Source organism: Microtetraspora fusca (genome assembly GCF_001570365.1).
Lineage (GTDB): Bacteria > Actinomycetota > Actinomycetes > Streptosporangiales > Streptosporangiaceae > Microtetraspora > Microtetraspora fusca.
This window is the reverse complement of sequence record NZ_BBYK01000060.1, coordinates 43,962-68,228: the sequence shown is the minus strand read 5'-3', so window position 1 is coordinate 68,228 and position 24,267 is coordinate 43,962. Positions and strand designations below refer to the sequence as shown.

General features: G+C 68.3%; 11 protein-coding genes, 1 tRNA gene and 2 pseudogenes. 6 read left to right on the top strand and 8 right to left on the bottom strand.

From position 1 onward, the window contains the following. The first annotated feature begins 34 nt into the window (after window positions 1-34). Window positions 35-220: a DUF5703 family protein gene (locus AWQ68_RS28145; protein ID WP_066945649.1), complete on the top strand. Its 186-nt coding sequence runs from the start codon at window positions 35-37 to the stop codon at window positions 218-220. Between the two features lie 310 nt (window positions 221-530). Here the strand turns inward: AWQ68_RS28145 and AWQ68_RS45295 are convergent, their stop codons facing one another. From AWQ68_RS45295 to AWQ68_RS28130, 3 genes are all read right to left on the bottom strand, one after another. Beyond that, complete coding sequence (locus AWQ68_RS45295; protein ID WP_169809004.1) at window positions 531-2,225, bottom strand: chaplin family protein; 1,695 nt, start codon at window positions 2,223-2,225, stop codon at window positions 531-533. A 223-nt stretch (window positions 2,226-2,448) separates the two neighbouring features. Beyond that, a complete protein-coding gene (locus AWQ68_RS28135; RefSeq protein WP_084464478.1) occupies window positions 2,449-3,021 on the bottom strand; it encodes a hypothetical protein in 573 nt (190 codons plus the stop codon). Window positions 3,022-3,116: 95 nt separating this feature from the next. Further along, window positions 3,117-4,415, bottom strand: coding sequence for a M20/M25/M40 family metallo-hydrolase (locus tag AWQ68_RS28130; RefSeq protein WP_066945833.1), 1,299 nt, complete (start codon window positions 4,413-4,415; stop codon window positions 3,117-3,119). A 194-nt stretch (window positions 4,416-4,609) separates the two neighbouring features. Here AWQ68_RS28130 and AWQ68_RS28125 point away from each other — a divergent pair. Continuing rightward, window positions 4,610-4,695: transfer RNA gene (locus AWQ68_RS28125), tRNA-Leu, on the top strand. Between the two features lie 514 nt (window positions 4,696-5,209). On the opposite strand, the pseudogene AWQ68_RS46250 reads toward AWQ68_RS28125, so the two are convergent. The 3 genes and pseudogenes from AWQ68_RS46250 to AWQ68_RS46245 form a co-directional block, all read right to left on the bottom strand. Beyond that, window positions 5,210-6,370: pseudogene (locus AWQ68_RS46250) on the bottom strand (recombinase family protein); the annotation flags it as partial. Between the two features lie 131 nt (window positions 6,371-6,501). After that, window positions 6,502-7,986: a hypothetical protein gene (locus AWQ68_RS42830; protein ID WP_157545821.1), complete on the bottom strand. Its 1,485-nt coding sequence runs from the start codon at window positions 7,984-7,986 to the stop codon at window positions 6,502-6,504. Window positions 7,987-8,428: 442 nt separating this feature from the next. Further along, window positions 8,429-8,583 (bottom strand): annotated as a pseudogene (locus AWQ68_RS46245) (IS5/IS1182 family transposase); the annotation flags it as partial. A 259-nt stretch (window positions 8,584-8,842) separates the two neighbouring features. Here AWQ68_RS46245 and AWQ68_RS41345 point away from each other — a divergent pair. Next, window positions 8,843-9,007: a hypothetical protein gene (locus AWQ68_RS41345; RefSeq protein ID WP_218007070.1), complete on the top strand. Its 165-nt coding sequence runs from the start codon at window positions 8,843-8,845 to the stop codon at window positions 9,005-9,007. Window positions 9,008-9,106: 99 nt separating this feature from the next. On the opposite strand, the gene AWQ68_RS28110 is transcribed toward AWQ68_RS41345, so the two are convergent. After that, window positions 9,107-16,729 (bottom strand): LamG-like jellyroll fold domain-containing protein, encoded by a 7,623-nt coding sequence (locus AWQ68_RS28110; protein WP_066945638.1) that lies wholly within the window; start codon window positions 16,727-16,729, stop codon window positions 9,107-9,109. Window positions 16,730-17,555: 826 nt separating this feature from the next. Here AWQ68_RS28110 and AWQ68_RS28105 point away from each other — a divergent pair. Both AWQ68_RS28105 and AWQ68_RS28100 read left to right on the top strand, forming a co-directional pair. Further along, window positions 17,556-17,735: a hypothetical protein gene (locus AWQ68_RS28105; protein WP_066945635.1), complete on the top strand. Its 180-nt coding sequence runs from the start codon at window positions 17,556-17,558 to the stop codon at window positions 17,733-17,735. Between the two features lie 115 nt (window positions 17,736-17,850). Further along, window positions 17,851-20,250 carry a winged helix-turn-helix domain-containing protein gene (locus AWQ68_RS28100; RefSeq protein WP_066945632.1) on the top strand — a complete coding sequence of 800 codons (2,400 nt, stop codon included), beginning with the start codon at window positions 17,851-17,853 and terminating at the stop codon, window positions 20,248-20,250. A gap of 33 nt (window positions 20,251-20,283) precedes the next feature. Here AWQ68_RS28100 and AWQ68_RS28095 read toward each other — a convergent pair whose 3' ends face one another. Beyond that, window positions 20,284-21,192, bottom strand: coding sequence for a recombinase family protein (locus AWQ68_RS28095; RefSeq protein ID WP_245656148.1), 909 nt, complete (start codon window positions 21,190-21,192; stop codon window positions 20,284-20,286). A gap of 664 nt (window positions 21,193-21,856) precedes the next feature. On the opposite strand from AWQ68_RS28095, the gene AWQ68_RS28090 reads away from it, so the two are divergent. Beyond that, on the top strand, window positions 21,857-24,208 hold the full coding sequence (locus AWQ68_RS28090; protein ID WP_066945627.1) for a 2OG-Fe(II) oxygenase: 2,352 nt from the start codon (window positions 21,857-21,859) through the stop codon (window positions 24,206-24,208). The last annotated feature ends 59 nt before the right edge of the window (window positions 24,209-24,267 follow it).

Here is a 24,267-nt window from a genome sequence, read left to right as displayed (position 1 = left end):
CGTTCCCCTAACACACTCTCGGAGACTAATCGCTGTGCTGGACTACTCCTACAAGGACCTGTATCTGCCTTGCGGGACCTCACGCGAGGCCGCCAGGCAGGTTCTCACGGAGCATGCCGAGTACGGAAGCTGGGAACTGGACCGGCTGCGACTTTATCCCGACGGAAGCAGGCGCGTCCGACTGCGCCGCAAGATCATACGTGTCGTCCGCACCATGTGACCACGCCCTGTGCTGATCCGCGGGCGACTCGCTTCGGGCGGGAACCGGGCACGGCGATCGGGCATGGCATTGCCCGCCCCGGGCCGCGCCCCCGGAGCGGGCAAGCTCTTCATCGCTTCGCCGTACCGGCCTTGAGGGGCGGCGGCGCGCCCCTCCCTTCTGAGCCGGGACTCTCAGAGCCGAGACTCACAGAGCCCGGGTCTCAGAGCCGAGACGAAGCCCCTCCTCCCCGGATGTCATCCATCCTCCGGGGAGGAGAAGTCCCTCTGCTCGTCCACGTGTGCACTCCGTGACGAGCGCGTGGGTGTCCCTACCGCTGGCCGCGCGGGCGCAGCCGGCGCACGACCGCGAACATGGTGGCCGAGGCGGCGAACATGGCGCCCAGGGCCAGGGCGATCAGGGAGCCGGGGTTCATCCCGGTCACGCCGACCGGCTCCTCGGCGCTCATCAGGCCGAGGTTGCCGAGGTTGCCGAGCGGAAGGATCTCGCGCGTCCCGCCGAGGGAGTCCGCGACGGGCAGCGAGCCGACCAGGCCGGTCACCGGGGCGAGCGCCGCGGCGGCGCCGCCCTTGCCCGAGGCCGTACGGGCCGGCGACTCGGCGGTGGCGGGCAGCAGGCCGCTGTCCGGAACGCCGGGAACCATCGGCATCGTGGAGAGCATCCCGCCCATGTGCACCTTGTGCGAGCCCTTGCGCTTCTTGTTCCAGGTGCTGTGCCAGGTCGTACGGCCGTGCTGCTGGCCGCCCACGCTCGCGCCGCCGAGGCACCCGGCGGCGGCGTCACCCAGAACGGCGACCGCGTTGCCGCACAGGTTGATCGGCGCGTTGATCGGGGCGACGATCTGGTTGCCGCCCAGGATGCTCTGCGCGCCGCTCGTCACGTTGCGGCCGCCCCCGGTGCCGCCGGTGACGGAGGCCCCGCCCTTGCAGCCGGCCTTGGCGTCGCCGAGCACGGCCACGGCGTTGCCGCAGGCGTTGATGGGCGCGGTGATCGGCGCGACGATCTGGTTCCCGCCCAGGATGCTCTGCGCGCCGCTCGTCACGTTGCGGCCGGCGCCGTTGCCCTTGCCGCCGCCGGTCACCGAAGCGCCGCCCTTGCACCCGGAGAAGGCGTCGCCCAGGACGCCGACGGAGTTGCCGCAGATGTTGATCGGCGCGTTGATCGGCGCGACCACCTGGTTGCCGCCCAGGATCGAGGAACGGCCCGAGGTGATGTTGCCGCCCGCGCCGGCCCCTGAGTTCTTCACGGACGAGCCACCCTCGCACCCTGCCTTGCTGTTGCCGACGGCGTTGCCGCACAGGTCGATGGGCGCGGTGATCGGCGCGACGATCTGGTTCCCGCCGAGGATGCCGTGCTCACCGCTCGTGATGTTGCCGCCCGCTCCGCCGCCGCTCCAGCGGCCGTGGCCGCGGTAGCCCTTGTGGCCGCCCTTGCCGCCGCCGTTGCTCACCGAGGCGCCGCCCTTGCACCCGGAGAACGCCTCGCCGAGGACGCCGACCGAGTTGCCGCACAGGTTGATCGGCGCGTTGATCGGCGCGACCACCTGGTTGCCGCCCAGGATCGAGGAACGGCCGGAGGTCCGGTTGCCGCCGGAGCCGGAGCCCGAGCCGGAGTTCTTGACGGACGCGCCGCCCCTGCACCCCGCGGTGGCGTCGCCGAAGATCGCGATCGCGTTGCCGCAGGCGTTGATCGGCGCGTTGATCGGCGCGACCACCTGGTTGCCGCCGAGGATGCTGTTCTCGCCGTTCGTGGTGTTGCCGCCGGCGCCGCCCTGGCCGCTGTTGACGACCGACGCCCCGCCCCGCGAGGAGGCGGTCGAGTCACCGGCGACGCCGACCGCGTTGCCGCTGATGTCGATCGGAAGCGAGATGGGGAGGTTGAGCTGGTTGCCGCCGCCGATCGAGCCGCGGCCGTCGGTGTCGGCGAAAGCCGTACCGCTGCCGAGGGACAGGACACCGACGGCGAGAAGCGCCACGGGGGTCGAACCCTTAGCCCACGTTCGCATGATGGATGCTCCTAGGTTCTCTGGGGGATTTCCTGACAGGCCCATGACGGAGTGCGGCCGGGCACAGCGGGGCCGTGGGCCGTCATGAGTGATTGGGAGAAGAAACTCGCGTCACCCGCACGGAGCAGCGCAGACGATGCGGCTCAGAGGAGCCGAGGCCGTCGCAGGGCGTGCTCCGCCACCGGTCCGACGTTCGATGAGCAGGACCGGCGTGATGGCGGGATCAGTCAGGCGAGATGGATGGGTCGTCCGCCGCTGTGCGCACGACCGGGGGAAGGGCCGCCGCCAAAGGTGCGGGCAGCGCCACGAGCCGCACGTCGGAGAAAGAACGTGCGACGTCCCCGAACAGAATGGATCCACCGCTCCCCTGGGGGACCATGCCCTGGCTCCCTGAGGTGTGATCGGCGGTGGACGGTGATGGGAAACCGGGCTTCGACTGACTCGTCAGCCCGTCGACGTTGCGCCCGGCCATGGCTTCGGCGTTGACCGAGGCGTCGTCACTCGTGGGGAAACCGTCGGCCCTCATGGAGGCACCACCCTCGACGACCGACCCGATGACGACCGCTGAGGGAGCCGCGTCGGCACTGGCCGGGGCCGTGCCGAAGACGCCGAAGATCACACCGAGCACCCAGGCGACGGCGAGGAATCCGCAGACGATCAGAAAGCGGACCACGCGCGAGCCGGCCGCGAACCGCGCCATCCGGCTGCGCTCGCCGACCTCGAAGGCAATCGCGGGCACGCACGGGTCGGCGGCGGGCATCTCTGCCCGCGACCGCTCGTCCGGCGTGCGTGCCACGCGACCTCCCCGAGATCAACCGAGTCCGCCCGATGCGGATCGCCCCTCAACGGAGAGTTACTTTAGCGGTACGCCAAGTGATCGCAACCGGTTTCTCAGCAGTAATCGAGGAAACGGTCAAGAACGCGCACCCCGAATTTGAGCGAATCCACCGGAACCCGCTCATCTACCCCATGGAACATTCCGGAGAAATCCAGATCCGCCGGAAGACGCAGGGGGGCGAACCCGAATCCGCGGATGCCCAGACGGCTGAACGCCTTGAGGTCCGTGCCCCCGCTCAGCGTGTACGGCACCGCCTTGGAACCCGGGTCCTCCGCCTGGAGCGCGTCGGACATGGCCTTGACCAGCGACCCCTCGAAGGCCGTCTCCAGGGCCACGTCGTGGTAGACGAACTCCCTGGTGACGTTGGGGCCGAGGAGCTCGTCCACCGTGCCGAAGAACTCGTCCTCGTACCCGGGGAGGAAGCGGCCGTCCACGTGCGCCGTGGCGGCCTGCGGGATGACGTTGGCCTTGTAGCCGGCGTCCAGCATCGTGGGGTTGACCGTGTTCCGCAGGGTCGCACCCACCATCCGCGCCAGCGGGCCGAGCTTGGCCACGGCCTCCTCCGCGTCCTCGGCCTTCAGCTCGATGTCGAACGCCTCGCGGAAGAAGGACTGGACGGTCGGTGTGAGCCGTACCGGCCACTGGTAGCGGCCCAGGCGGCCGATCGCCTCGGCCAGCTCGGTGACCGCATTCTCGTCGTTCAGCATGGAGCCGTGGCCGGCCCGGCCGGTCGCGGTCAGCTTCATCCAGGCGATGCCCTTTTCCGCCGCCTCGATGAGGTAGAGGCGGCGGCTGTCCGAGAGGCTCACGCTGAAGCCGCCGACCTCGCCGATCGCCTCGGTGCAGCCTTCCAGGACCTCCGGGTGCCGCTCGACCAGCCACTGCGCGCCGTACGTGCCTCCGGCCTCCTCGTCGGCGGTGAAGGCGAGCACCACGTCGCGCGGGGGCTTCCTGTTCTGGCTGAGGCGCTGCCGTACGACGGCGAGGATCATGGCGTCCATGTCCTTCATGTCCACGGCTCCGCGGCCCCAGACGCACCCGTCGGCGATCTCGCCGCTCATCGGGTGGTGCGTCCAGTCGGCCGCGTTGAACGGGACCACGTCCAGGTGCCCGTGGAGCAGGAGGGCGCCGCGCCCCGAGTCCGCGCCCTCGATCCGGGCGATGACATTGGCCCGCCCGGTGTCGGACTCGAGGATGCGCGGTTCGAGGCCCACCTCGGCCAGTTTCTCCGCGACGTACTCGGCGGCCCGGCGCTCGCCCGGACCGGCGTTGTCGCCTGCGTTCGTGGAGTCGATGCGGATCAGGTCACGGCACAGGCCGACGACCTCGTCCTCACCGTCGAGCGGAGTCATGCGCCTCTCTCCGGGGTCTTCCGTGCTTCGGTCGGTCACAGCGTGCTCCTCATGTTCGGTACGCCCTGCGCCTCCCATCCTGCCGCCCACCCGGCCAAAGGAGGAGCGCCCGGTTTACCGGTGTGAACCACGCGCCGGAGAGTGCTAATCTGTGTGAGCCGACGCGGGATGCAGGTCCTGCGGACAGGTACCCAGTCCGGGTGGCGGAATAGGCAGACGCGCTAGCTTGAGGTGCTAGTGCCCAGTGATGGGCATGGGGGTTCAAGTCCCCCCTCGGACACAAACCTTTTCACTATGTGAGGGCTGAGGATCACCTCGGCCCTCACTTTCGCTTTTCCTGGGTGGTACGTCAGCCGCAGGCCAAGGCGCTGGTAGACCTCGCCCTTCCTGTCCGTAGGAACTTCCGCCATGGCCCTCGCGATGTCACCAACCTCGGCGATGAGCGCAGTGATCTCTTCTCGCGACATGCGCGTGCTCCTCCTGATCGTGCGAAGTTCGGCCTCGGCCCTGACTCGTTCCGCCTTGGCCTCGGCGATCCATTTGCCGATCTCTTCTGGATCACCCCCGGCTTCGAGCGCGGCTCTGTAGCGGGCCATCTTGGTCTCCACTTGGGTGATCTTCGCCTGGGCGATCTCGGCCTTCGGGTCGTGACCGTGGCCTGGCTGGTCGGCGTACATCTCATCGATCGTCTGAGCGAGGCGATGCGGCGCGAACGCCTTGCACAACCAGCGGTCGACGCGAGCGAGGATGGCGTCCTCTCGGAGGTAGACGTTGCGAGGATGGTCGATCTTGTTGCCCAGGGCGTACTCACGGGGAAAGGTGCAGCGGTAGTAGGGGGCGTCATTGACCCACTGGCTCTGCATCTTGCGCCTGCAGATCCCACAGATCATCACGCCCTTGAACGCATAGGGATGGCGAGCGCGATGTGGAGTGTGCTCGCAAGGTCCTTTTCCACGGCCGGCGAGCATGTCCTGGGCGTCGCGGAAGGAGACATCGTCGACCAGTTGTGGATGAACGATCTTCTCGGAGAAGATCCACTTATCGGAGTCGTTCCAGCGCAACTTGGTCGTGTGCCCGAGCGTCACGTCCTCGACGTCCAGCAGCACTTCGTCCTTACGCTGCCGGTTCCACACCTGACGGCCGGTGTAGCGGGGGTTGGTAAGGATGGCTCGGACGGCGCTCTTGGACCAGGCGATTCCCGACCGGTGACGGTTGCGCTTCGGGTCGTGGGCGGAGGGGCTCGCGATGCCGTCGCGGGTCAACCCTTCGGCGATCGCGAACAGCCCCTTCCCCTCAAGGAACTCTCGGAAGATTCGCTGAACGACGGGGGCGGCATAGGGATCCGCGTCCAAGCCGTGTAGCCGCTTGCCGTCAGCCGCCTTGCCTGGATTCGGATGTGGCCCGAGATCGATGAGTCGGTAGCCGTACGGCGGTCGCCCGCCGAGGTACCGCCCCTCGATCTCCGCCATGGCCGCCATCGCTGTACGCACGCGGACCTTGATCCGGTTGCGTTCGCCCTTGCTGACTCCGCCGAACATCAGCATGATCAGCTCGTGCGCCTCGTTGGCGGGGTCGATCGGGCCGCCCACCTCGGGCACCCAGAGGGGCACGCTGTAGTGGTTGAACAGCTCGAAGGTGTTGCCGAACTGATTGCCGTAGAAGGCCCTCTGGGGCTCTCCCACGACGACCGCCTCGAAGGCGCGCTGCGGGTTCCTCAGATCGGCGAGCAGCGCACTGGCTTCCGGACGCCGTTGGGGCGGGATCGATCGGGACTTGTCGACGTCGAAGTACTCAGCGACGATCTCGCCGCCTCTCGGCTCGATGAGCATCCTGGCGCGGCGCATCTGCCACGCCCGGGATGCTTCGGGGTCCTGTCGGTCCTCCGTCGAGACCCGCCCCCAGAAGGCGAATGCTGTCAAAACATCTCCGATCTGTTGAAGGAAGACGGGCGACATCCCGCAACCGGGAGATCCACCCCTATGCCGATGAAGGTATGGAGGTCAGAGGACCGGGGGAGGCCCAGGGAGGCGGACTGTAACCACCAGGGAGGTACGCGGATGAGCGTGGAAGTGCGAGGTCGAGCAGTTCAGAAGGAACCTTCCGGATACCGAGGCGACCAGCGGAGCAGTCGTCCGCATGCGATCGTCTCCTGCTCGATCCAAATCCGTCCGATCTGCGTACGCATGGGTCGGATCTCGAAGTGAAGATCTTTCTGCGGCCAGGAAGGGCGCGTGATCGCGCTGATCAACTGGCTGAGCGTTGCGGGCTTCGGCAGTTGCGTGATGTAGCGCAGAGATGTCACATGGATATCGGGCACGGGGAGCTTGGCAGCATAGAGCTGCTGGGGCGTGCCCACCCCCCAAGTCCACTCGATGTCCTCCAAACGAGGCCATCCCGGAGGGAAGTCGTAGACCGCTTCTCCAGTGGCGAGAAAGGATCTGAGACGGTCGAGCTGGCGTGCGCCTTTCTCGATAACCTCCACGACCTTCATCGACTCTCCCAGCGATTGAGCGTCGATGGGCCACTTCACTTCCAGGCACAGACCAACACGTGCAGAAGGGTCAACGACCACTACGTCCAAATCACCCGCACGTCCTCCACCTGGCTTCTTGACCTTGGTATCTGTGGCCACAAGGACCCCTGGGATCCCGCGAAGAAACTGACCCCATTCCCCGGCCCTCCTACCGAGGTCTTGGCCCAGCTTTCCGGAGCGAGACGGATCACTTGCCACTGCTCTCAGCAGCAGTCGCTCTATGCCGATTGGATTCACAAGAGCCGGGCAGACGATGAGTCGGTCCCCACACGGGATCAGGGGAGAGGCCAGAGGGCTGGCCCCCGGAGCAAACGTCGCGAGATCAATCACCTCCTGTGCCACGCTCAGATCCGCTCCATCCCCTACGGCATCGACCAGCCTCGCCGCGACCGCGTCCTTATGCATGGTCATCAAGGTGGGCCACGTATTCGGAGTGATGGCCGCGATCCTGTCGAGAAGATGACAGAGCCCAACCAGAACTGCCCAGTACTGGACGGCATTTCCCACGTTCAGACGACCGGAGAGCGCGAAGGCATCTGGAAGACCTCCTTCCGGAAGCGCTGCCCGGTACGCCTCGATCGCCCCCCTTCCCCATCGGGCGGCCGACCTGAGTACATTCGTTGGGATCCTTGTGGTGGGCGTTCCGTTCGCCAGGCGGTGGAGCCAGACATTGACTTCAGAGCCACGGGTGTCTGGGTACTCCTGTGGACTGGTCAACATCTCCAACATGAGATCGGCCGCCTCGATGGCCGGATTCTGCGTAATCGTGAGTCGGAAGATGCCGGAGGTCTTGGTGACCGAGAATCCGTCGATGGCGAGGGCTGTTTCGAGCCGCTCTACGGCATCGAACTCCCTCGCCAAGTTCACCGCCTCTCTGGCGTCCTTCTCAGTGCAATCCCCGTCACCGTACGGAAAGCGCGCGTTCCAGTTGACGAGCCGCGCAAAGATCCTCGTCCAGACCGCGGAGTCTTCCGTGACATGCGGATCACCAAGGCGCAACGCCTCTTCGTGTCGGGTCCCTGCCGCCTGCTGGAGCAAAGCGAGGATGCGATCCGGCCCTGCTCGCCACGCTTGAAGCCTGGAGATGAGCTGGTGACGGCTCTTGAGGTACCCCGCAAGTTCATCTTGAGCGTTTCGCATACGAGCCATTTCGACACCCCCGGGGTCTAGAAGCAACCCATTACGTGTGAGCTCCACAAAGCGTGGTGGGCATACCAGAAAGAACCACGGCGCTTCCGGCCCAGAGAACGCCTACTCGCGACTGTCGCGATGGAAGCGCGCCGCACGGATGTCCAGCAGGATCTGAAGCAAGGCCCGTCCGACGCCAGGTGGGAACCTGCGGGGCAGCTCAGGTAGCTCGACTGGGATCTCCTGACGGTCAGGCAGGCTCCCGCAACAGGACGTGGAGAGGCTATCTGGTGAGCCTTCGGAGATCGCCTTGCCTGGCGTTTCTGGCATCACGACGAGCCATCCCCTCGGGAATGGCATTCCAGTGCGTCTTGGAGGACCAGGAGAGCGGTTGACCGGTGGGCCGGCAATCGAGTCTGGCCCGCCGCCAGGCGGTTAAAGGTGGGCTCGATTAAGGCCCAGCGGGCATCGGATATATCACTGGGGTCACGACTTCCGCTCACTCATGGTGGAATTTTTTCCTGAAGCATGCGATCGGTGGTTACCCTCGCCCGGTTGGGAGTTTCTACCAGAACAGAATCCTCACAGAAGCGCCAATCGTCCCGGGCGACGCCCGCCCTGTGAAGGCCGCCATGACTTCCCGTAGCCAAGATGCCCCGGCCAGGCCAGCGAACCCCGTGGCTCGGCGGCGTGGGCACTTCGGCCGCCGCCTGCTCAGCGTTAGAGCCGGCGGGACCATCGTCTCGATCGCCCCGCCTCCATGATCGTGACCGACTCCCTGGCCCAATGGCGGCACTGGACCGGACAGCCCTTCGACACCGACGGTCCCGTCGTCGTGCCCGGCGCGCTCGTACCCGTACACTGCTCGCTCGCCCATGACCACGCCGCCTACGTCGAGCCCAACGTCTGGGTCCACCACCCCCTGGGCTGACCCCTCTGGCCGCCCTCCACCATCACCCCTCTGCGGGTCCGCCCCCGGCACAGGGACCTCGGTGACCGCTCACCGGGGTCCCTGCACGAGTCAACGGGCTCAGGTCACGGTGAAGATGAGCGGGCCGGCCAGGGTGGTGTAGCCGTCGTTGTAGAAGTACCAGGCCGCGTAACGGCCCGGCACGGGCACCTTGTTGGTGTCCAAGGTGACGCTGCCGTCGGCGTCGGGCGCGTATTGGTAGGTGAAGTACTCCCCCGGCTTCGGCACGGGCTGGTTATCGGGGTAGATGCCGACCCAGTTCTTGCTGCTGAGGGTGTCCGGCGCGGTGGAGTAGCGCACTGTGAGGGGCACGCCCTTGACCACGGTGGGCGTGTCGGTGGTGAGGTTGGTGGGGGGAGCCGGCGGGGTCACGGCGGGGGGAGCCGACTGGGTCACGGGGGCGGTGTCGGTCAGTTGGTAGTAGTACAGGAGCAGGGCGATGACGTCGTCGGCGTGGGGCAGGAGTTCGGGCAGGTGCGCGGTCAGCGCGGCGCGGGTGGCGTCGGCCAGTTCCGACTCGCTGGTGGCGGTGCGGACGTAGGGTTCGAGGCGCTTGATCAGCTCGTAGTTGCTGTCGATGTTCTCGGTGCGCATCGCCTTCTCCAGGGGCGGCGCGCCGGGAGGCGGGACGGGCGGCAGCACCCGGCTGATGAAGGTGACCCGGTGCAGGATCCGCCAGCACGGCGGTTTGGCACCGGACTGCTGGGCCTGGCGCAGGGCGGCGGCGTTGGCGTCAACGCTGTTGGACAACCAGACCGGGTCGATGACCTTGTGGTAGAAGTCGTCGAAGTTGGCGCTGCTCTCGCCGAGGTAGAAGGTGAAGAAGCGGTAGGCGTCCACCTTGCCCGGCACCAGGACCGGCCGACCCGCGGCATCGAAGGATGGGTTGCCGTCCTTGTCCCGCTTTTGCAGGTCGCTTGAGGGCGCGCACTGGACGTTGAGGCCGTACGTGCGGCTGGCGTCCTTGCTGCGGGCGCGGGTGCTGCTCATGCCGCCGCCGAATGAGGCGTCGACGTTGCCGCCGAAGCCCACGCCTGCGAACCCGACAGAGAACTCGACGCTGGCGCCGATCGTGCCGGTGAAGGAGTAGGAGCCGGATGTGGTCTGGGTGACGGCGTCGGTGGCCTCGGTGGTCTCGGCGAAGAAGCCGCCTTGGGCCGTCCAGACGTAGGTGTTGACCAGGTCGCGGTGGGAGAAGCCCGTGGCGGCGGCACTCCCGCCGGCTTCGCGGCCGGACTGGTCATTGGAGGCGTCCACGCCCATGCCCCGCAGGACGGCCTGCGCCTGCCGCTGGATCGGGTCCGGAGCGTGGGTCTCGGTCGAGACCGACTCGTAGAAGGCGCGCAGGCGCTGCTGGTCGCGGACGATCCGGCGCTTGAGCGCGTAGGCGTCGCGGGGCTTGAAGTAGCTGTATTCGCCGTAGTCGATGGCGGTCGGGTAGTCGAGGTCGGTGACCTTGCCCCGTTCGTTGAAGCCGACCGCGCCGTCCAGGGTGCCCTGCTTGACGTAGCGGGGGTTGATCGGGAAGTGGATGATGTTCCAGTCCTTGGGGATGTCGGGATTGGGCAGCATCCGGTAGGCGACCAGGGCGCCGGTGTGGGCCAGGCGCAGCGCGAAGACGTCGGCGGTCTCCGACTGCACCAGCGCCATGCCGGTGTTGGCGGGCACGTACCGGCGGCCGACGGCGGGGTTGAGCAGGTGGGCGGGGTCCTCCATATGCCCGGAAAGCGCCATCTGGGCGCTGCGGGTGGTGTTCTGGCCCTGGGAGACCTGGGTGTCCTCGCTCCAGGAGTTGGAGAACTCCATGCCTAAGCTCGCTTTGACCTTCAGCGCGGCATCGACCGCAGGCTGCGCTGTGCCGACTCCGAGCGGCGCGGTGATCATCAGGACGCTCGCGTCGGTCTCGAGGCCCAGCGCGACGTTGAAGGCGGCGTTCACGCTGCCGGTCTTGCTGGAGGACAGGCTGTAGGTGACCTGGTCGGCCTCGGTGAACTCCACCGAGGAGGCCTCGGCGTAACCGGCGTCGCTGCCGGTGAGGTTCTCCGAGGGGACTGGCGGCGCGCCCTCGATGTAGCCGATGAGTTGCGGGTCGAACTGCACCTGGCCCACCCATTCGTTGATCAGGTCGCCGACCTTGTAGCCGGTGACCAGATGCCAGCGGCCCTCGCGCAGATAGCCGTAGCAGCGCTTGAGCACACCGGTCATCTCGCCGCTGGGGGTGTACTGCAGGTCGGCGTACTCGGAGGCGGACGGGGCGGAGTCGATGGTGTCGTGGAAGGGGGTACGGATGGCGGCCAGCGCCGAGCGCACCTCGGCGGTGTCGGTGGAGATCGGCGCGGTGGACAGCAGGATGCGGGGCCGTTTGGCGGCGAAGGCCAGGTCGTTGCCGCGCAGTCCGTCGTCGTGCACGGACGTGGCGGTGGCGGCGGTGGAGTCGCGGTCAAAGGGCCAGTACGCGATGAGGTCCTGCTTGGCGCCGCGCAGGCGGGTGAACATGTTGTCCAGGATCTGCTCGGGGGTGCGCATGGTGCGCCAGACCCGCACCTCCTCCAGCGTCCCGGTCAGCGGCTCCAGCACCTTGCCGGCGACCAGGCGCGCACCCAGGGTCAGCTGCTTGTCGCCGTAGGGGGCGGTGTCCTCGGCCAGGGTCGTCAGGCTGTCGGAGAGTTGCTGCCCGTTGCGGTACAGCCGCAGGGGGCTGGCCTTGGGGTCGGGGTCGCGGGTCCAGCGGGCCCCCCGCAGCTTGGCCGGGTAGGAGCCCCTGCTGTCGAAGGAGACGTTGCCGGCGTTCTCGTCGAACGCCCAGCACGCCAGCAGCCCCTTGTCGCGTTCGGTAACCGGCAGGCCGAGCTGTTGGGGCTCGCGGGCCGCGTTCCACAGCCGCACCTCGCACAGCTCGCCGCGCAGCCCGCGACCGAATTCGACGTCGTTGCTGTTGGACTGCGCTCCGGAGCCGGTGTACTGGTGGCTGCCCACGGCGCGGCCGTCGATGTAGAAGCGGATCTCGGTCGCCAGCCCGGCGTCGGCGGACTGCCGGCCCTGCCGCACCACGGCCACGCGGTGGAAGGTGCCGGCTCGAACGGCCTCGCTGGAGGTGTACCGTACAGCCTTGCCGTCCGCCTCGGCGAAGGCGAACTCCAGTATTCCGTCGCTGCGGACACTCAGTTGGTACGGCACGCCGCCCGGGCCGCCGTTGAGGACGACGCCCTTGGTGACCAGGTCCACGGGGGCGCCCAGCCGGTCGATCCGGACGAACACTTCGATGGTGAGGTCGTCCAGCACGTCCAGCGCGGCCTGCGCGGCCACCGCCAGGCCCGTCGCGCCCTCCAGCCGCAGGGCCCACGACTGCTTGAACGTCGCGGCCACGTGCGCCCACTCGTTGCAGGCGAACCGCTCGGCCGAACGCAGGACGCGGTCGCCCACCCGCGCCACCACCTGGTAGCCCTTGATCGGGGACGCCGCTCCCGTCCCGCCGAACGTCCAATGCCCCAGCAGGCCGGGGGCGCGGTCGGATATCCGCTGCTTGCGTTCGCCGGCGATCTCCTCGGGGGTGCGCACCCGTCCGAAGACACGGACCTCGTCGATGTGGCCGTCCAGGTAGGCTCCTCCGGAGAAGGACTGGTGGCCCAGGATCAGCGGTCCGTTCCCGGCGTAGGCGCCCGTGGCGGTGCGGCGGGCGATCTCGACGCCGTCCCGGTAAAGGATCTGCTCGCGGGTGGCGTGCACGAACACCGCGGCCCAGTGGTGCCAGTCCAGGTCAGGGTAGGGGGTCGGGCTGGCCAGGTCGTCGCCGTACAGGTGGAAGCCGAAGGTGTTGTCGGGGTTGAAGTGCAGGTGCAGGGTCTGGTCCTTCGCCCCGGTCAGGACGCCGTGGGTGAGCAGCGGTTCGCGGAGGCCGCGGGCCTGGTTGCGCTTGGCCCACAACTCGATGGTGAAGTCGCGGCCGGACAGGTCGAGCGCGCCGGTCAGCTCGATCTTGTCGTTGCCGTCGAAGGACTGCACAGGGAGATCCACCTTGGCCAGCGCTAGCGAATAGGTCGATTCGCCCGTGTTGGCGTGCACGATCCTCCCCTGCCCCTCCTCAGGGTTGACCCAGGCCTCCAGGGTCAAGTCACCGGAAGTGGCGGCTTGTGGCAGCTTGTCGGCGGGCAGGCTCAGATAATGCTGTTCCTTGCCGTCGAAGAAGTAGGCGCGGCCCGGCATCTCAGCCCGCCAGCGGCAGCCGTTCCCATTGATGAACGCTCTGGCCTTGCCGTCTGGGACGAACTCGACGCCGTCGGCGACGAGCCCGACCAGGCGTGAGCCAGACGACATCAGCACCCCGGGACGGCTGGAGGATGCGCGCTCGAAGTCATAGCCGACCAGGCTGACCATGTCGCCCGTCTTGATCGACGCGCCGGGCGCGGCCAGCTTGATTGTCCTGACCCCGGACGCCGTCTCGGCGGCTGCCGCGCACCCGAGCCCGCCGATCACCAGATGGGCGGCTTGGGGGATCTTGACGGTCGCCCCCTCGGCGAGGTGGACGTCGGTGCCGCTCACTGTGGCCACCATGCCCACCGTCACCGGCTCGCCGGGGCTTCCGGCCAGCGCCGCGGCCATCAGGGTCGCCTGGCGCGGCAGCGACTTCCAGGTCTCGCTCTCGCCTGCGGCCGTGATGGTCAGGTCGCAGCGGCTGGGCACTTCGCCCTGGCTCACCTCGATCGTGCAGGAGTTCAGTTCCAGGCCCGCGTCGCGGGCGGTGAAGCTGAGCGTGCCGCCGTCCGCGGTCAGCTCCTGTACGCCGCGGGTTACGGCGGTGTCGTAGTAGGCGGCGAAGAACTGGCCGTTGTTTCCGCGGAAGTACAGCACGAGGTTGCCGGTGCCGCTGTCGAGCAGGATGGGCGTGTCGGCGCCGCGGGCGAAGTCGAGCAGGCCGCCGTAGTGGCTCAGGCCGGTGCGGTCCATGCCCAGCAGCGGCATGGCCACGGTCAGATCGTCGTTGTCCTGGACGCCGCTGGACAGGCGGTCCAGCTCGTTCTGGGCGTTGTCACGCTCCGCCAGCTTGTCGGTGAGCACCTTCTCCAGTTCGGTGAGGCGCCGCTGGGCGTCGAGCGCTTGCTGCAGGTTGTCGTCGGCGGCGGCCAGTTTCTTCTTGGCCTCCTGCAGCTGGTTGTACAAGCTCTGCAGCGCGGTCGGCTCCAGGTGCAGCAGGCCGCTGTCCTCGGTCAAACCGCGGCGCGACTGGACCACCCACGACGCAAATTCTAAGTCCGGTGCGGCAGCGAGCCCGCTCTTGCGGTTGACGAGGCGGTAGTACTCACCTTCCTGCCGCAGGAGGAAGTGCGCGCTCTGGTTTGCGGGTCTGCTCTGGCTGCCGATCAGCATCGCATTCTCCTGCACCGAGCCGCCCTCGACGCATATGTACCAGTTCCGATGCTCTTCCTTGACCCAGTAGCAGGGCAGCCCGTCCTGCGACTCGCCCGTGTCCTCGAAGACCCATGGATAGGCCGCCACACTGATGCTCACATGCCTGGGCGGCGGTCCCCCATTCGTAGCCGTCACTTGGAGCCCGCCATTTTTGTTGGGCAAGCGTGCGAAGAACACCCCGTAGCCGGAGGGGGTCTGGCCTTTTTCGGCGTCGTAGCGCTGTTGGAGGTCGTTCCGTTCTTTTGTCAGCCGGTCACGGGCGGCCTGGTACTCGGGCACCTTGCCGGCCGTTACAGTATTTTCCGCGATCTGGCGATCCAGGTCGGCGATATCGGCATCCAGCCTTTTGATTTTTTGCTGGAGCTCGGCGATCCGCTCCGAGTCCGCGCCCTTGGCGGGCCGTTTGACCACCGCCGGATCCAGCACCTCGGGCACCCGGCCCAGCCGGCCGTCGCGGCCGACGCCGAAGTCCAGGCTCGCCACGCACGCGTCGCCGTTCTTCTCGGCGGCCCAGACCAGCATGACGCGCGCCTGCCGCTTGGCCGGCTTGGGCGCGGCGCCGTATCCGGCGGGAATGTTCTCCTGCTGGTGATAGAGCAGGGCCGACATGCCCGAGACGACCTTGCGGCCGGCCAGGGTGAAACTGTCGCGCCGTACCCCCGGGTGATCGCCCAGGGAGGCGTCCGAGTCGACCCACTGAGGGGCACCCTTCAGCATGCCGTGCGCCGCCTGGTCCGTCTGGTCGTGTGCCGTGTCGCCCGCGCCCTCGTCGAACCGGTAGTAGGCCACCAGCCCCGGCTCGTTGCCGATCAGCCGGTGGTTCATGTCCGCCGTCATCTCGGCGGCGCCGCGCGCCCGGTTCCACATCCGGACCTCGTCGATGTCGCCGTTGAAGTGGCCGGATGTCCTCCCCTTGGCCGCTGTTCCGCCGATCACCGTGATCGCGCCGACATCCTCGACGTACGGCATCGCGCCGCTGGCCGACAGCCTGCCGTTGACGTACACCGACGCGGTCTTGCCGTCGAAGGTGGCCGCGATGTGGGAGTAGGCGTCCTTGGGGACGGTCACGCTCGATTTGATCGGCTGCTGTGCGCCGTCGTGGGCCAGGTACACCAAGCCGTCGGCGGCCACCACCAGCTGGTAGGACGCGCCCCTGGACACCACGGGACCGTCGTAGGCGGCGGGCTTGATCCAGGCCTCGATCGTGTACGGCTTCCCGCCGAACTCCAGCACCGTCTTGGAACGATCCACCTCGACGCAGGAGGTGTCGTCGTTCAGGCGCAGCGCGGTCTCCGCCTGCCCGTCCGTACGCACCACCGGCACCAGGTCCCTGCCCGTGAAGGGGCACTTGCCCGGGCTCCGCTCAAACACCGCGTCACGGTAGGCCGGATCCGGACTCGTATAGAACTGCGTGCCCTGCGTGTTGAACAGGCCCTGACCGCCCTGCTCGACGTTGAACCCGTCGATGCGGCCGGTGGCGTCGTTGTGCGCGAACAACTGCCAGCGCTGCACCCCGTGGATCGCGGTCGGCACCAGCACGGCCGCGAAACGACCCCGGCTCAGGTTCCGGACGAACGACAACTCCTGGGTCGGCTCGTAGAAGGGCCGGCCGTCCATGTCCTCGGTGCCCAGGGTGTCCTTGGCCGACTCCGGACGGGTTCCGTGCCTGCTGCGCCGGTACCGCACCTCAAGCACTGGCTTGAGCTTGCCCTCCACCAGCACGAACCGGTCACACAGCAGGGTGTCGCGGACCAGCGGTACCTTCTTGGTGCCGTCGAGCACGAAGTCGGCCCTGGAGGTGTTACCGGAGCAGCCGCCGTCGGTCAGTTTGTAGACCGCATCAGGGTGCGCGTCGCCGATCGCCTGCCGCAGCACCACCACATACGTACCGTCGGAGATCACCTGGAACGGGACCGCCGCGGTCAGCCGCGCGGTCGTGGACAGGAACGGGTCGATCTCGCCGGGAACCGGCTGCTCATCGACACCCGCCTCCACGCCTCCGCGCTTGACCGTCGGCATCGCCGTGGCGCCCGCGATGGCGTAGCCGACCTCGGCTATCTCACGCGGGAACGACAGCTCGGCGGGGTTGTCGGCCCAGTACGCCGCGTCCAGCTCACCCTTGGCGGCGTCCTGTTTGGCCAGATCCAGGACGCTGTAGACGATCCGACGGGCCGCGTCCATCGCGAACGCGACCGTGGTGCCTTGATGGCGAACCATCGTCACATGCGTGTACTTGCGGTCGCCGTAGACCTTGAGCAGGGAATCGTGAGCTGTCATTGCCACCCTCCGTGCGCTGAAGTTCAGCTCACATTGATCCGGTCGGCACTCAAGGGTCAATACCGACATAGTGACCATATCTGGTCATATTCCTCAGCCCCGATCCCCGGCGGACGTGCCATTCAGAAACCCGTGATGAGCTGCCAAACCGCGACTGAGCTGGAATTTTCACTTCGGTCGCCTTACCGATGGAAACAGGGAATGGAGCGGTAACCGTCACGCCCCGGTGAGGTCTGTCCGCGTCAAATCTCACCTAGGTGAGATTGACGCGGACAGATGCGATCTGCCCTTGGTGCGAGACATCTGAGGAGCGAGGGATGGCTGTCGTGAAAAAGCCCGCCCGGAGTCGAAGGGAGCGTTCCGAGGCGGGATCCGTAAGTGTCCGGAAGTGGCCACGATCCACAGGCCAGACAGCATCCGAGGCTGTTGTCATGCCAAGCCGCCGGCCTCGACGCCGATCTGACTGCCCAGCCGCATCTGGGCATCCTGGTGCCGTATCTCGCCCACACCCTCACCGCGCACAACACCGATCCTGACGCGGTCACCTCCGCCACCTCACCGCCACCCTGCCCTTGGGCAAGACCGCCACCGGCCTACCGGCCGGACGCACCAGCAGCCCAGGCTCGATCACCTGCACCTATGGGTCGATCGTCAGCGGTGCCAGCGCAAGCAAGAGCTTCCAGCTGGCCGGGCGACTTCGCCGGCCCGATGGAGGAGACCGCCAACTGCCGATGCCGCCTTAGGTGGATCGTCTCCCGGGCAGTAACGTACGTGGCCGCGTCTGGCGATATACACAACGCCCCCACAGGGCCGGGTTGAGGAGCGCGTGAACGTCTTGATGCTGCAAGAGGTGCTCACCGAGCCAGAGTGGGCCGTTCTGCTGACCCCGGTCGACCGGAACGGCCTGACCCCGCTGTTCTGGCTGCATATCCGCCCCTGTCGCGAGGTCCGCCTCGACTTGAGCACGCGCTTGAGCCTGGGCAGCGCAGGCTCGCGTCCGCGGTGACGGAGGTCACCGCTGTAATGAAGGCGATCGGCGCGGGCGTGCGTGCCGCCCTCGGGCAGCCTGCGGTGGTAGGTGGTACCGGAAACCTGCTGGACCTTCCGGGGCGGAGGCGGTCGTGACCGGTGGCGCGGCGCAGGCGCCGCCCGTGCGGCCGCGGTGGGTCCGGCGGCCGCACCTGGTGGCGCGGCTGCTGGCAGCGCGCGGGGCGCGGCTGGTGGTGATCGCGGCTCCGGGCGGGTACGGCAAGTCGACGCTGCTGGCGCAGTGGCGCGCCGACGCGCGCGAGCGGCGGGCGCTGGCCTGGTTGTCTGTCAGCAGGCAGGAAAACGACCCGGTACGGCTGTGGACGGGGATCTTGCGGGCGATCGGCCGGGCCGGGGCCCGGGTGCCCGTGGACGACCTGGTGGCCATGCTGTGCGTGCAGAGCCCGGACATCGCCGGCGTGGTGCTGCCGATGTTGCTACAGCGGCTGGGCCGGGCGGCGCGACCGATGGTGCTGGTGCTGGACGACTTCCACCTGCTGACCGACGCGGCCGGGCTGGATCAGCTGCGCCTGCTGCTGACCGCGCTCGGGCCGGGACATCAGCTGGTGCTTGCCACCCGGCACCGGCCGGCGCTGCCGCTGGCCCGGCTGCGCGCCGCCGGGCAGCTGGTCGAACTGGGCGCCGGCGAGTTGCGCTTCTCGGCCGCGCAGGTGCGGGCCTTGCCGGACATCGCGGCAGCGGGCCTGGACGGCGGGCAGGTGCGCGATCTGGTGGCGCGGACCGAGGGCTGGCCGGCGGGAATCTACCTGGCTGCTCTGTCGCTGCGCGGCCGGGCCGATCCAGGAGCGTTCCTGGCCGCCTTCACCGGCGACCATCGGCACATCAGCGACTACCTGACCGATGAGGTGCTGGCCGGTTGCACCCCGCACGAGCGCCGGTTCCTGTTGCGCACGGCGGTCCTGGACCGGTTCACCGCGCCGCTGGCCGCGCACCTGTGCGGCCTCGGGCGGGCTTGGGCCGAACGCGTGCTGGCCCACCTGGCCGCCACCAACCTGTTCGTGATCCCGCTGGACGAGCGGGGGCAGTGGTATCGCTATCACCACCTGTTCGGCCAGTGCCTGCGCGCGATCCTGTGCCGAGCCCACCATGAGCTGCCAGTACGGCTGCATCGCCGGGCAGGTGCCTGGCTGCACGAGCACGGACACATCGAGCAGGCCATCGGCCACGCCGTCGCGGCCGGCGACAACGGGCGGGCGACCGCGCTGCTGGCCTCGTCGTGGCTCGGCTACGTCACCACCGGCCGTAGCGCGACCCTGCTCGCGCTGATCGAGGCCATCGGGGCCGGGGCGATCAGCCGGGATGCCGCGGCCTCGGTCAGCGCGGCATGGGCCGGCGCGGTCACCGGCGACCTTCCCGGGGCGACCGCCTGGCTGGACGCGGCTGAGAGGCTCGGTCACGACGGGCCGCTGCCGGATGGCACGGCTTCGCTGAAGTCCGCGGCTGCGCTGCTGCGCGGCATGTTCCTGATCGATTGCCTGCCCCAGCGCCTGGCCGAATCCCGCATCGCCACCGAATTGGAGGACGACACCGCCTCGCCCTGGTATGTGATGGCCCGCTTCAGCCACGGCGCGAACCTGTATCTGGCCGGGCGGCACCGCGAGGCGGTGAGGGTGCTGGAGCAGGCGGTGCGCAACCGGGCCAGCACGTCGCTGTTCAAGATCGACGCGCTGGCGGTGCAGTCGCTGGCCTGCACGGCGCTCGGCCGCCACGACCAGGCCGCCACCCTGGCCGCGACCAGCCGGGACCTGGTCCGTAAGCATCATCTGACCGGTTCGGCGCAGGCGAGCATAGCCTTCACCGCCCAGGCCGCCGCCCTGACCCGCCACGGCCGCCTGACAGAGGCGCGCCGCGAGCTCGACCACGCCGCCGGTCTGCGCGCCCGCGTGCCCGGCCTGTCGCGCTGGTCTGCCCTGGCGAACGTGACCGTACTGGCGCGCTGGTGCCTGTCCGCCGGCGACCATGACGCCGCCCGCGCGGCCTGCGACCAGGCCGACGACATGCTGGCCGACCTCGCCGACGGCGGCTACCTGGCCCAGCAGATCCAAGACCTCCGCCAGGCCCTCCAAAGCGCCGTTCCCAGCAGTGCGCCGGCACCGGCGAGCACCGCCGCGGTGGCGCGGCCACAGGCGTTGACGGGGCAGGAACGGGTGGTGCTCGGCTTGCTGCCCAGCAAGCTGAGCATTCCCCAGATCGCCGCCCACCTACACCTGTCGGCGAACACGGTCAGGTCGCACGTGCGGGCCGTCTACCGCAAGCTCGCAGTATCTTCCCGCCAGGCCGCAGTGGAACAGGCTCGCCACCACGGGCTTGTGCCGGCCCCCGATGACCCGAAAACGCTCCGCCAGCAGGCCCGCACTGAGACGGGCCCGTTGCCGGGCGCACCTGGGCGACCCGGCGCTGCGGGCGCCCGTGACCGCGGCGGACCAACAAGGTCGAGCCCTACAACGGGTTTGCCAAGGCCGGGGGTGTAGGTGACGGTCGAATCGCCGGTGTAGGTGGCCGTGTCAGCCGCGTAGGCCAGCCCGGCCGGGACCAGGGCGATGCCGGCGATCAGCAGGATGAAGGCGTCGAGGGCGGTCAGGCCTCTGTCGAAGGCGAGCATGGCGCGGTCGTCCTCGTTGATCGCCCGCGCGCGCCGCCTCGTGGTGGATGTCCACAACGTCGGGACCGCAGAAGATCGCGATCGTACGAGCCTTCAGGTATGGGCCGATCCTTTCGTGGTCGGGCAGGTTCAGTCGAGCAGCAAGGATGTCGAGGAGCCGGTCCTCGCGGATGTACAGGTTCCTGGGCTGATCGGGGGTCCGGGCTTTGGCGCTGGTGTGGCCGTGCCGGCACCGGTAGCCGGGCCGCTGGTTGGCCCAGTGCGAGTCCATGCGCCGCCCGCACAGCCCGCAGATGACCAGCCCGGACAGCCGGTAGCGGCGAAGGTCGCCGTCCGCGGTCGCCCGCGTGGCGCGTACGGCCTGCACGGCCACGAAGTCGGCTTCCCTGACCAGGGGCGGATGCACCTGACCGTCCGAAATGATCCAGTCGGAGTGGTCGTTCCAGGATCGGCTGCTCACCGAGTGAGGATCATGGTCGGTGCGCTGCCGGTTCCACACCTGGCGGCCGGTGTAGCGGGGATTCTCCAGAATCGACGCGATGGTGCGTACCGTCCAGCCCTCCCCCGACCTGTGCGGGTTTCGTACCCTGTCCACACGGGACGGACACGGGATGCGCCGTTCGTTCAACTGCCGGGCGATCGCCGCGATGCTCCGCCCGGCCCGCCGCACCGCGAAGATCCACCTGACGACAGCGGCAGTGGCCGGGGCCGGTTCCAGCCGGTGCAGCCGACGCCCCCAGCGGGCATGCGCCCGGTTCGGATGCGGACCGGCGTCCACCAGCCGATACCCGTACGGCGGACGGCCGCCCATGTACCGGCCCTGCACGGCCGCTTGCACCCGCATCGCGGCCAGGGACCACCTCGCGCTGTGCCTGCGCGCCGAGCACGGTCATCAACGCCTGGTGGGTCGGGCTGCCCATCTCGACCGCGCCGGCCACCTCGGGCAGCCACACCTGCACCCCGCGCTCTTTCAGCCACGGCAGCAACTCGTTGAGCTGATCGGCGAAGAACGCCCGCTCGTACTCGCCGACCATGATCGCGTCGAACGGGCAATCCGGCCCGCTGATGAGCTCCAACAGCTCGGCTGCCTTCGGACGATCCTGCCATGGCACCCTCCGGGACACCCCGACGTCGAAGAACTCCCGCACGATCCGCCCGTGCCCCGACACCAACTCCGTGGCCACCTCCCGCTGCCAGCCGTGCGAGGTCCACCGGTCCTGAAACCGGTCCGTCGACGTCCGGCCATAGAACGCGAACCGCAACCCTGGCGCCATCTCACGGCGCTTGGCCGGGCGCCTCCGGGTTCCCCGGCGAGCCTGCCCGATCCAGGTGTCGAGCTGAAGTTCGGTTTGAGTCGCAGTCATGCCCCTGTCCCTCCTGAGAGTTTCCCTTTCACTCATGACGCCTGGTTTCGCCCGTCGCTACGCCGAAAACCCGGTAATTTAGGGGTTTCGCGTGAGAGAGAGTGATGTTTGGTGCCGGGTACGGCCCGTGAGCGACTGGCTGAGCTGCTCGGTGAGCCAGGGGAGCTGGGGGAGCAGCCCGCGTGGAGCGTCTACCAGAAGCTCTTCATGACCGATCTGTCAGTGACGGTCGACGGAGTCGGCCCGCTTCACTTCCCCGTCTCTGAAGAGCAGTCCGCCCGGTTGCGCGGGCTCGGCCGCCGGGCACGGTTCGGGCGCGGCGAGCAGACCCTGACCGACCCGGAGATCCGTGACACCTGGGAGATCCCCAAAGAGCTGGTGCACATCGAGTGGGCCGCCCGATTCGGGGCCGTCCTGGAGGTGATGCGCGACGAACTGGGACTGCCATCCGATTGCGAGCTCACGGCAGACCTGCACTCCATGCTCCTGTACGAAACCGGCCAGTTCTTCGCCACCCACCAAGACTCCGAGAAGGACGACTCCATGGTCGGGACCTTGGTGGTGACGCTGCCGTCCGACCACACCGGCGGTGAGCTCGTCATCGAGCACCGCGGCCGGCGGAAGGAATACCGTGGATCGAAGGTCGCGGTCTCGCTGGTCGCCTTCTACGCCGACTGCCACCACCAGGTCCTCCCCGTGACGACGGGGAACCGGATCACTCTCACCTACAACCTGCTCCTGACCGGAGACAGCGGCGCCGCAGCCCAGGACGCCGCAGCCCAGGACACGCTGACAGGTGAGCTCGCGGCCTGTCTCGACGAGCACTTCGCCACTCCGATCACCCTCTCCTACGGCAGAGGCCAGGCCGACCCGCCGATGCGGCTGGCGTACCTGCTCGATCACGAGTACACCGCCCGGGGATTGAACTGGTCCCGGCTGAAAGGCTCCGACGCCGCCCGGGCCGCGCTGCTGCGGGCCGCAGCAAACCTGGCGGACTGTGAGATAACGCTGGCCCTCGCGGAGATCCAGGAAACCTGGAACGCCTACGGCTCCGACGACGAGGATTCCTGGTACGGCGACCACTACGACGATGAAGACGACTATGGCGAAGACGCGGAGGACGGCTCCGACGACGCCGCCGACGACGAGCGGTACGTCCTCCAGGACCTGATCGACTCCTCCATCACCCTCGCCCACTGGGTCAGCCCGGGAGGAGGACGGCCCGAGGAGATCTCGCTGACCATCAGCGACGCGGAGGTGGCCGCTACGACCCCGACGGCCGACCTCACACCCCACGCCTCGCAGTACGAGGGCTACATGGGCAACTACGGCAACACCCTGGACCGCTGGTACCGGCGGGCGGCGCTGGTCATCTGGCCCCAAAGCCTGGACTTCGCCAGCCGAGCCCAGGCGTCCTCGGGCTGGGCAATTGACGCACTCGACGAAATGATCCGTGCTGGAGAGGCCGTCAAGGCCCGCGAGGCGGCGCGGTCACTGGAACGGTTCTGGAACGCCTCGGTCCGTTCCGCTCCGCACAGCGATTTCCTCGGCAGGACGCTGGAAACCGTCAAAGGGCTGGACGACACGGAGACGGCGGCCATGCTCCTGCGTCCGTTCCAGCTGGAGCAACTGGCCCCCGGCCACGCCCCCGCGCTCGCCGCCCTGGCCGCGCACTACGGCGACACCTGGATCGCCGGCCTGCTGCACGACTGGTCCGCGGCGTGGCGAGCGGGAGGCTATAGCTATGCCCCGGAGCCGCTGGAATGGCTCACCGGTCTCCCACGGCTGTGCACAGCGTTGCTGGCCTCGGGGAGCGAAGGAACCGCGACCGCCCACCGCATCCTGGACCTGTCCTGGAAGTGGTTGGCGGACGGGGTCCGTCCAATGCTTACCGGGCCGTCCACCAGCAGACTGGAGACGTGGCTGACCGGCCGCGGAGTGCCGCTCGCCGGGATCATCACGGCCGCGGCTCAGACCGGATCCGCCAGCCTGCTGGACGATATCGTCAAGCTCGGGCAGACGGGCGACGATCAGGTGATCTCGCTGGTGATGGCCGCGCTGCGAGCTGCGGAACCACATAGCGAAGGCTTCGGCGAGCTTGCCCTCGGCTGCGCCGAACGGATCCGGGGGGTGCTCACCCGTCCGCAGCGCGCACCAGACGACTGGTCGATCGAGCTGCCCGCCGGTTGCGCGTGCGATCTGTGCGGGACCCTCGGCGCGTTCCTACGGGACCCGGAGCGGCGTGCTTTCGAGTGGCCGCTCGCGCAGGAGAAGCGAAGGCATGTCCACTCTCGGATCGATGGCGCCGAGTTGCCGGTCCGCCACGAGACCAGACGACAGGGCCGGCCGTACACCCTGGTGCTGACCAAGACCGAGGCGCTCTTCGAACGAGAGCGTCTCACCCGCGAACGCGGCGAAGCCGACCTGGCCTGGCTCACGAAGAACTGGAAGGTTCCCCTCTGACCCGGCCATACACAGCACAACCGCTGCCCGTGGCTAATGGCAGCCGGACGTCGCGAGGA

Excerpts from the sequence above, each read along its gene's own strand:
- AWQ68_RS45295 (WP_169809004.1), bottom strand. The coding sequence starts at position 2,225 with ATGCGAACGTGGGCTAAGGGTTCGACCCCCGTGGCGCTTCTCGCCGTC.
- AWQ68_RS28130 (WP_066945833.1), bottom strand. The coding sequence starts at position 4,415 with ATGACTCCGCTCGACGGTGAGGACGAGGTCGTCGGCCTGTGCCGTGAC.
- AWQ68_RS28110 (WP_066945638.1), bottom strand. The coding sequence starts at position 16,729 with ATGACAGCTCACGATTCCCTGCTCAAGGTCTACGGCGACCGCAAGTAC.
- AWQ68_RS28095 (WP_245656148.1), bottom strand. The coding sequence starts at position 21,192 with ATGGGCGGCCGTCCGCCGTACGGGTATCGGCTGGTGGACGCCGGTCCG.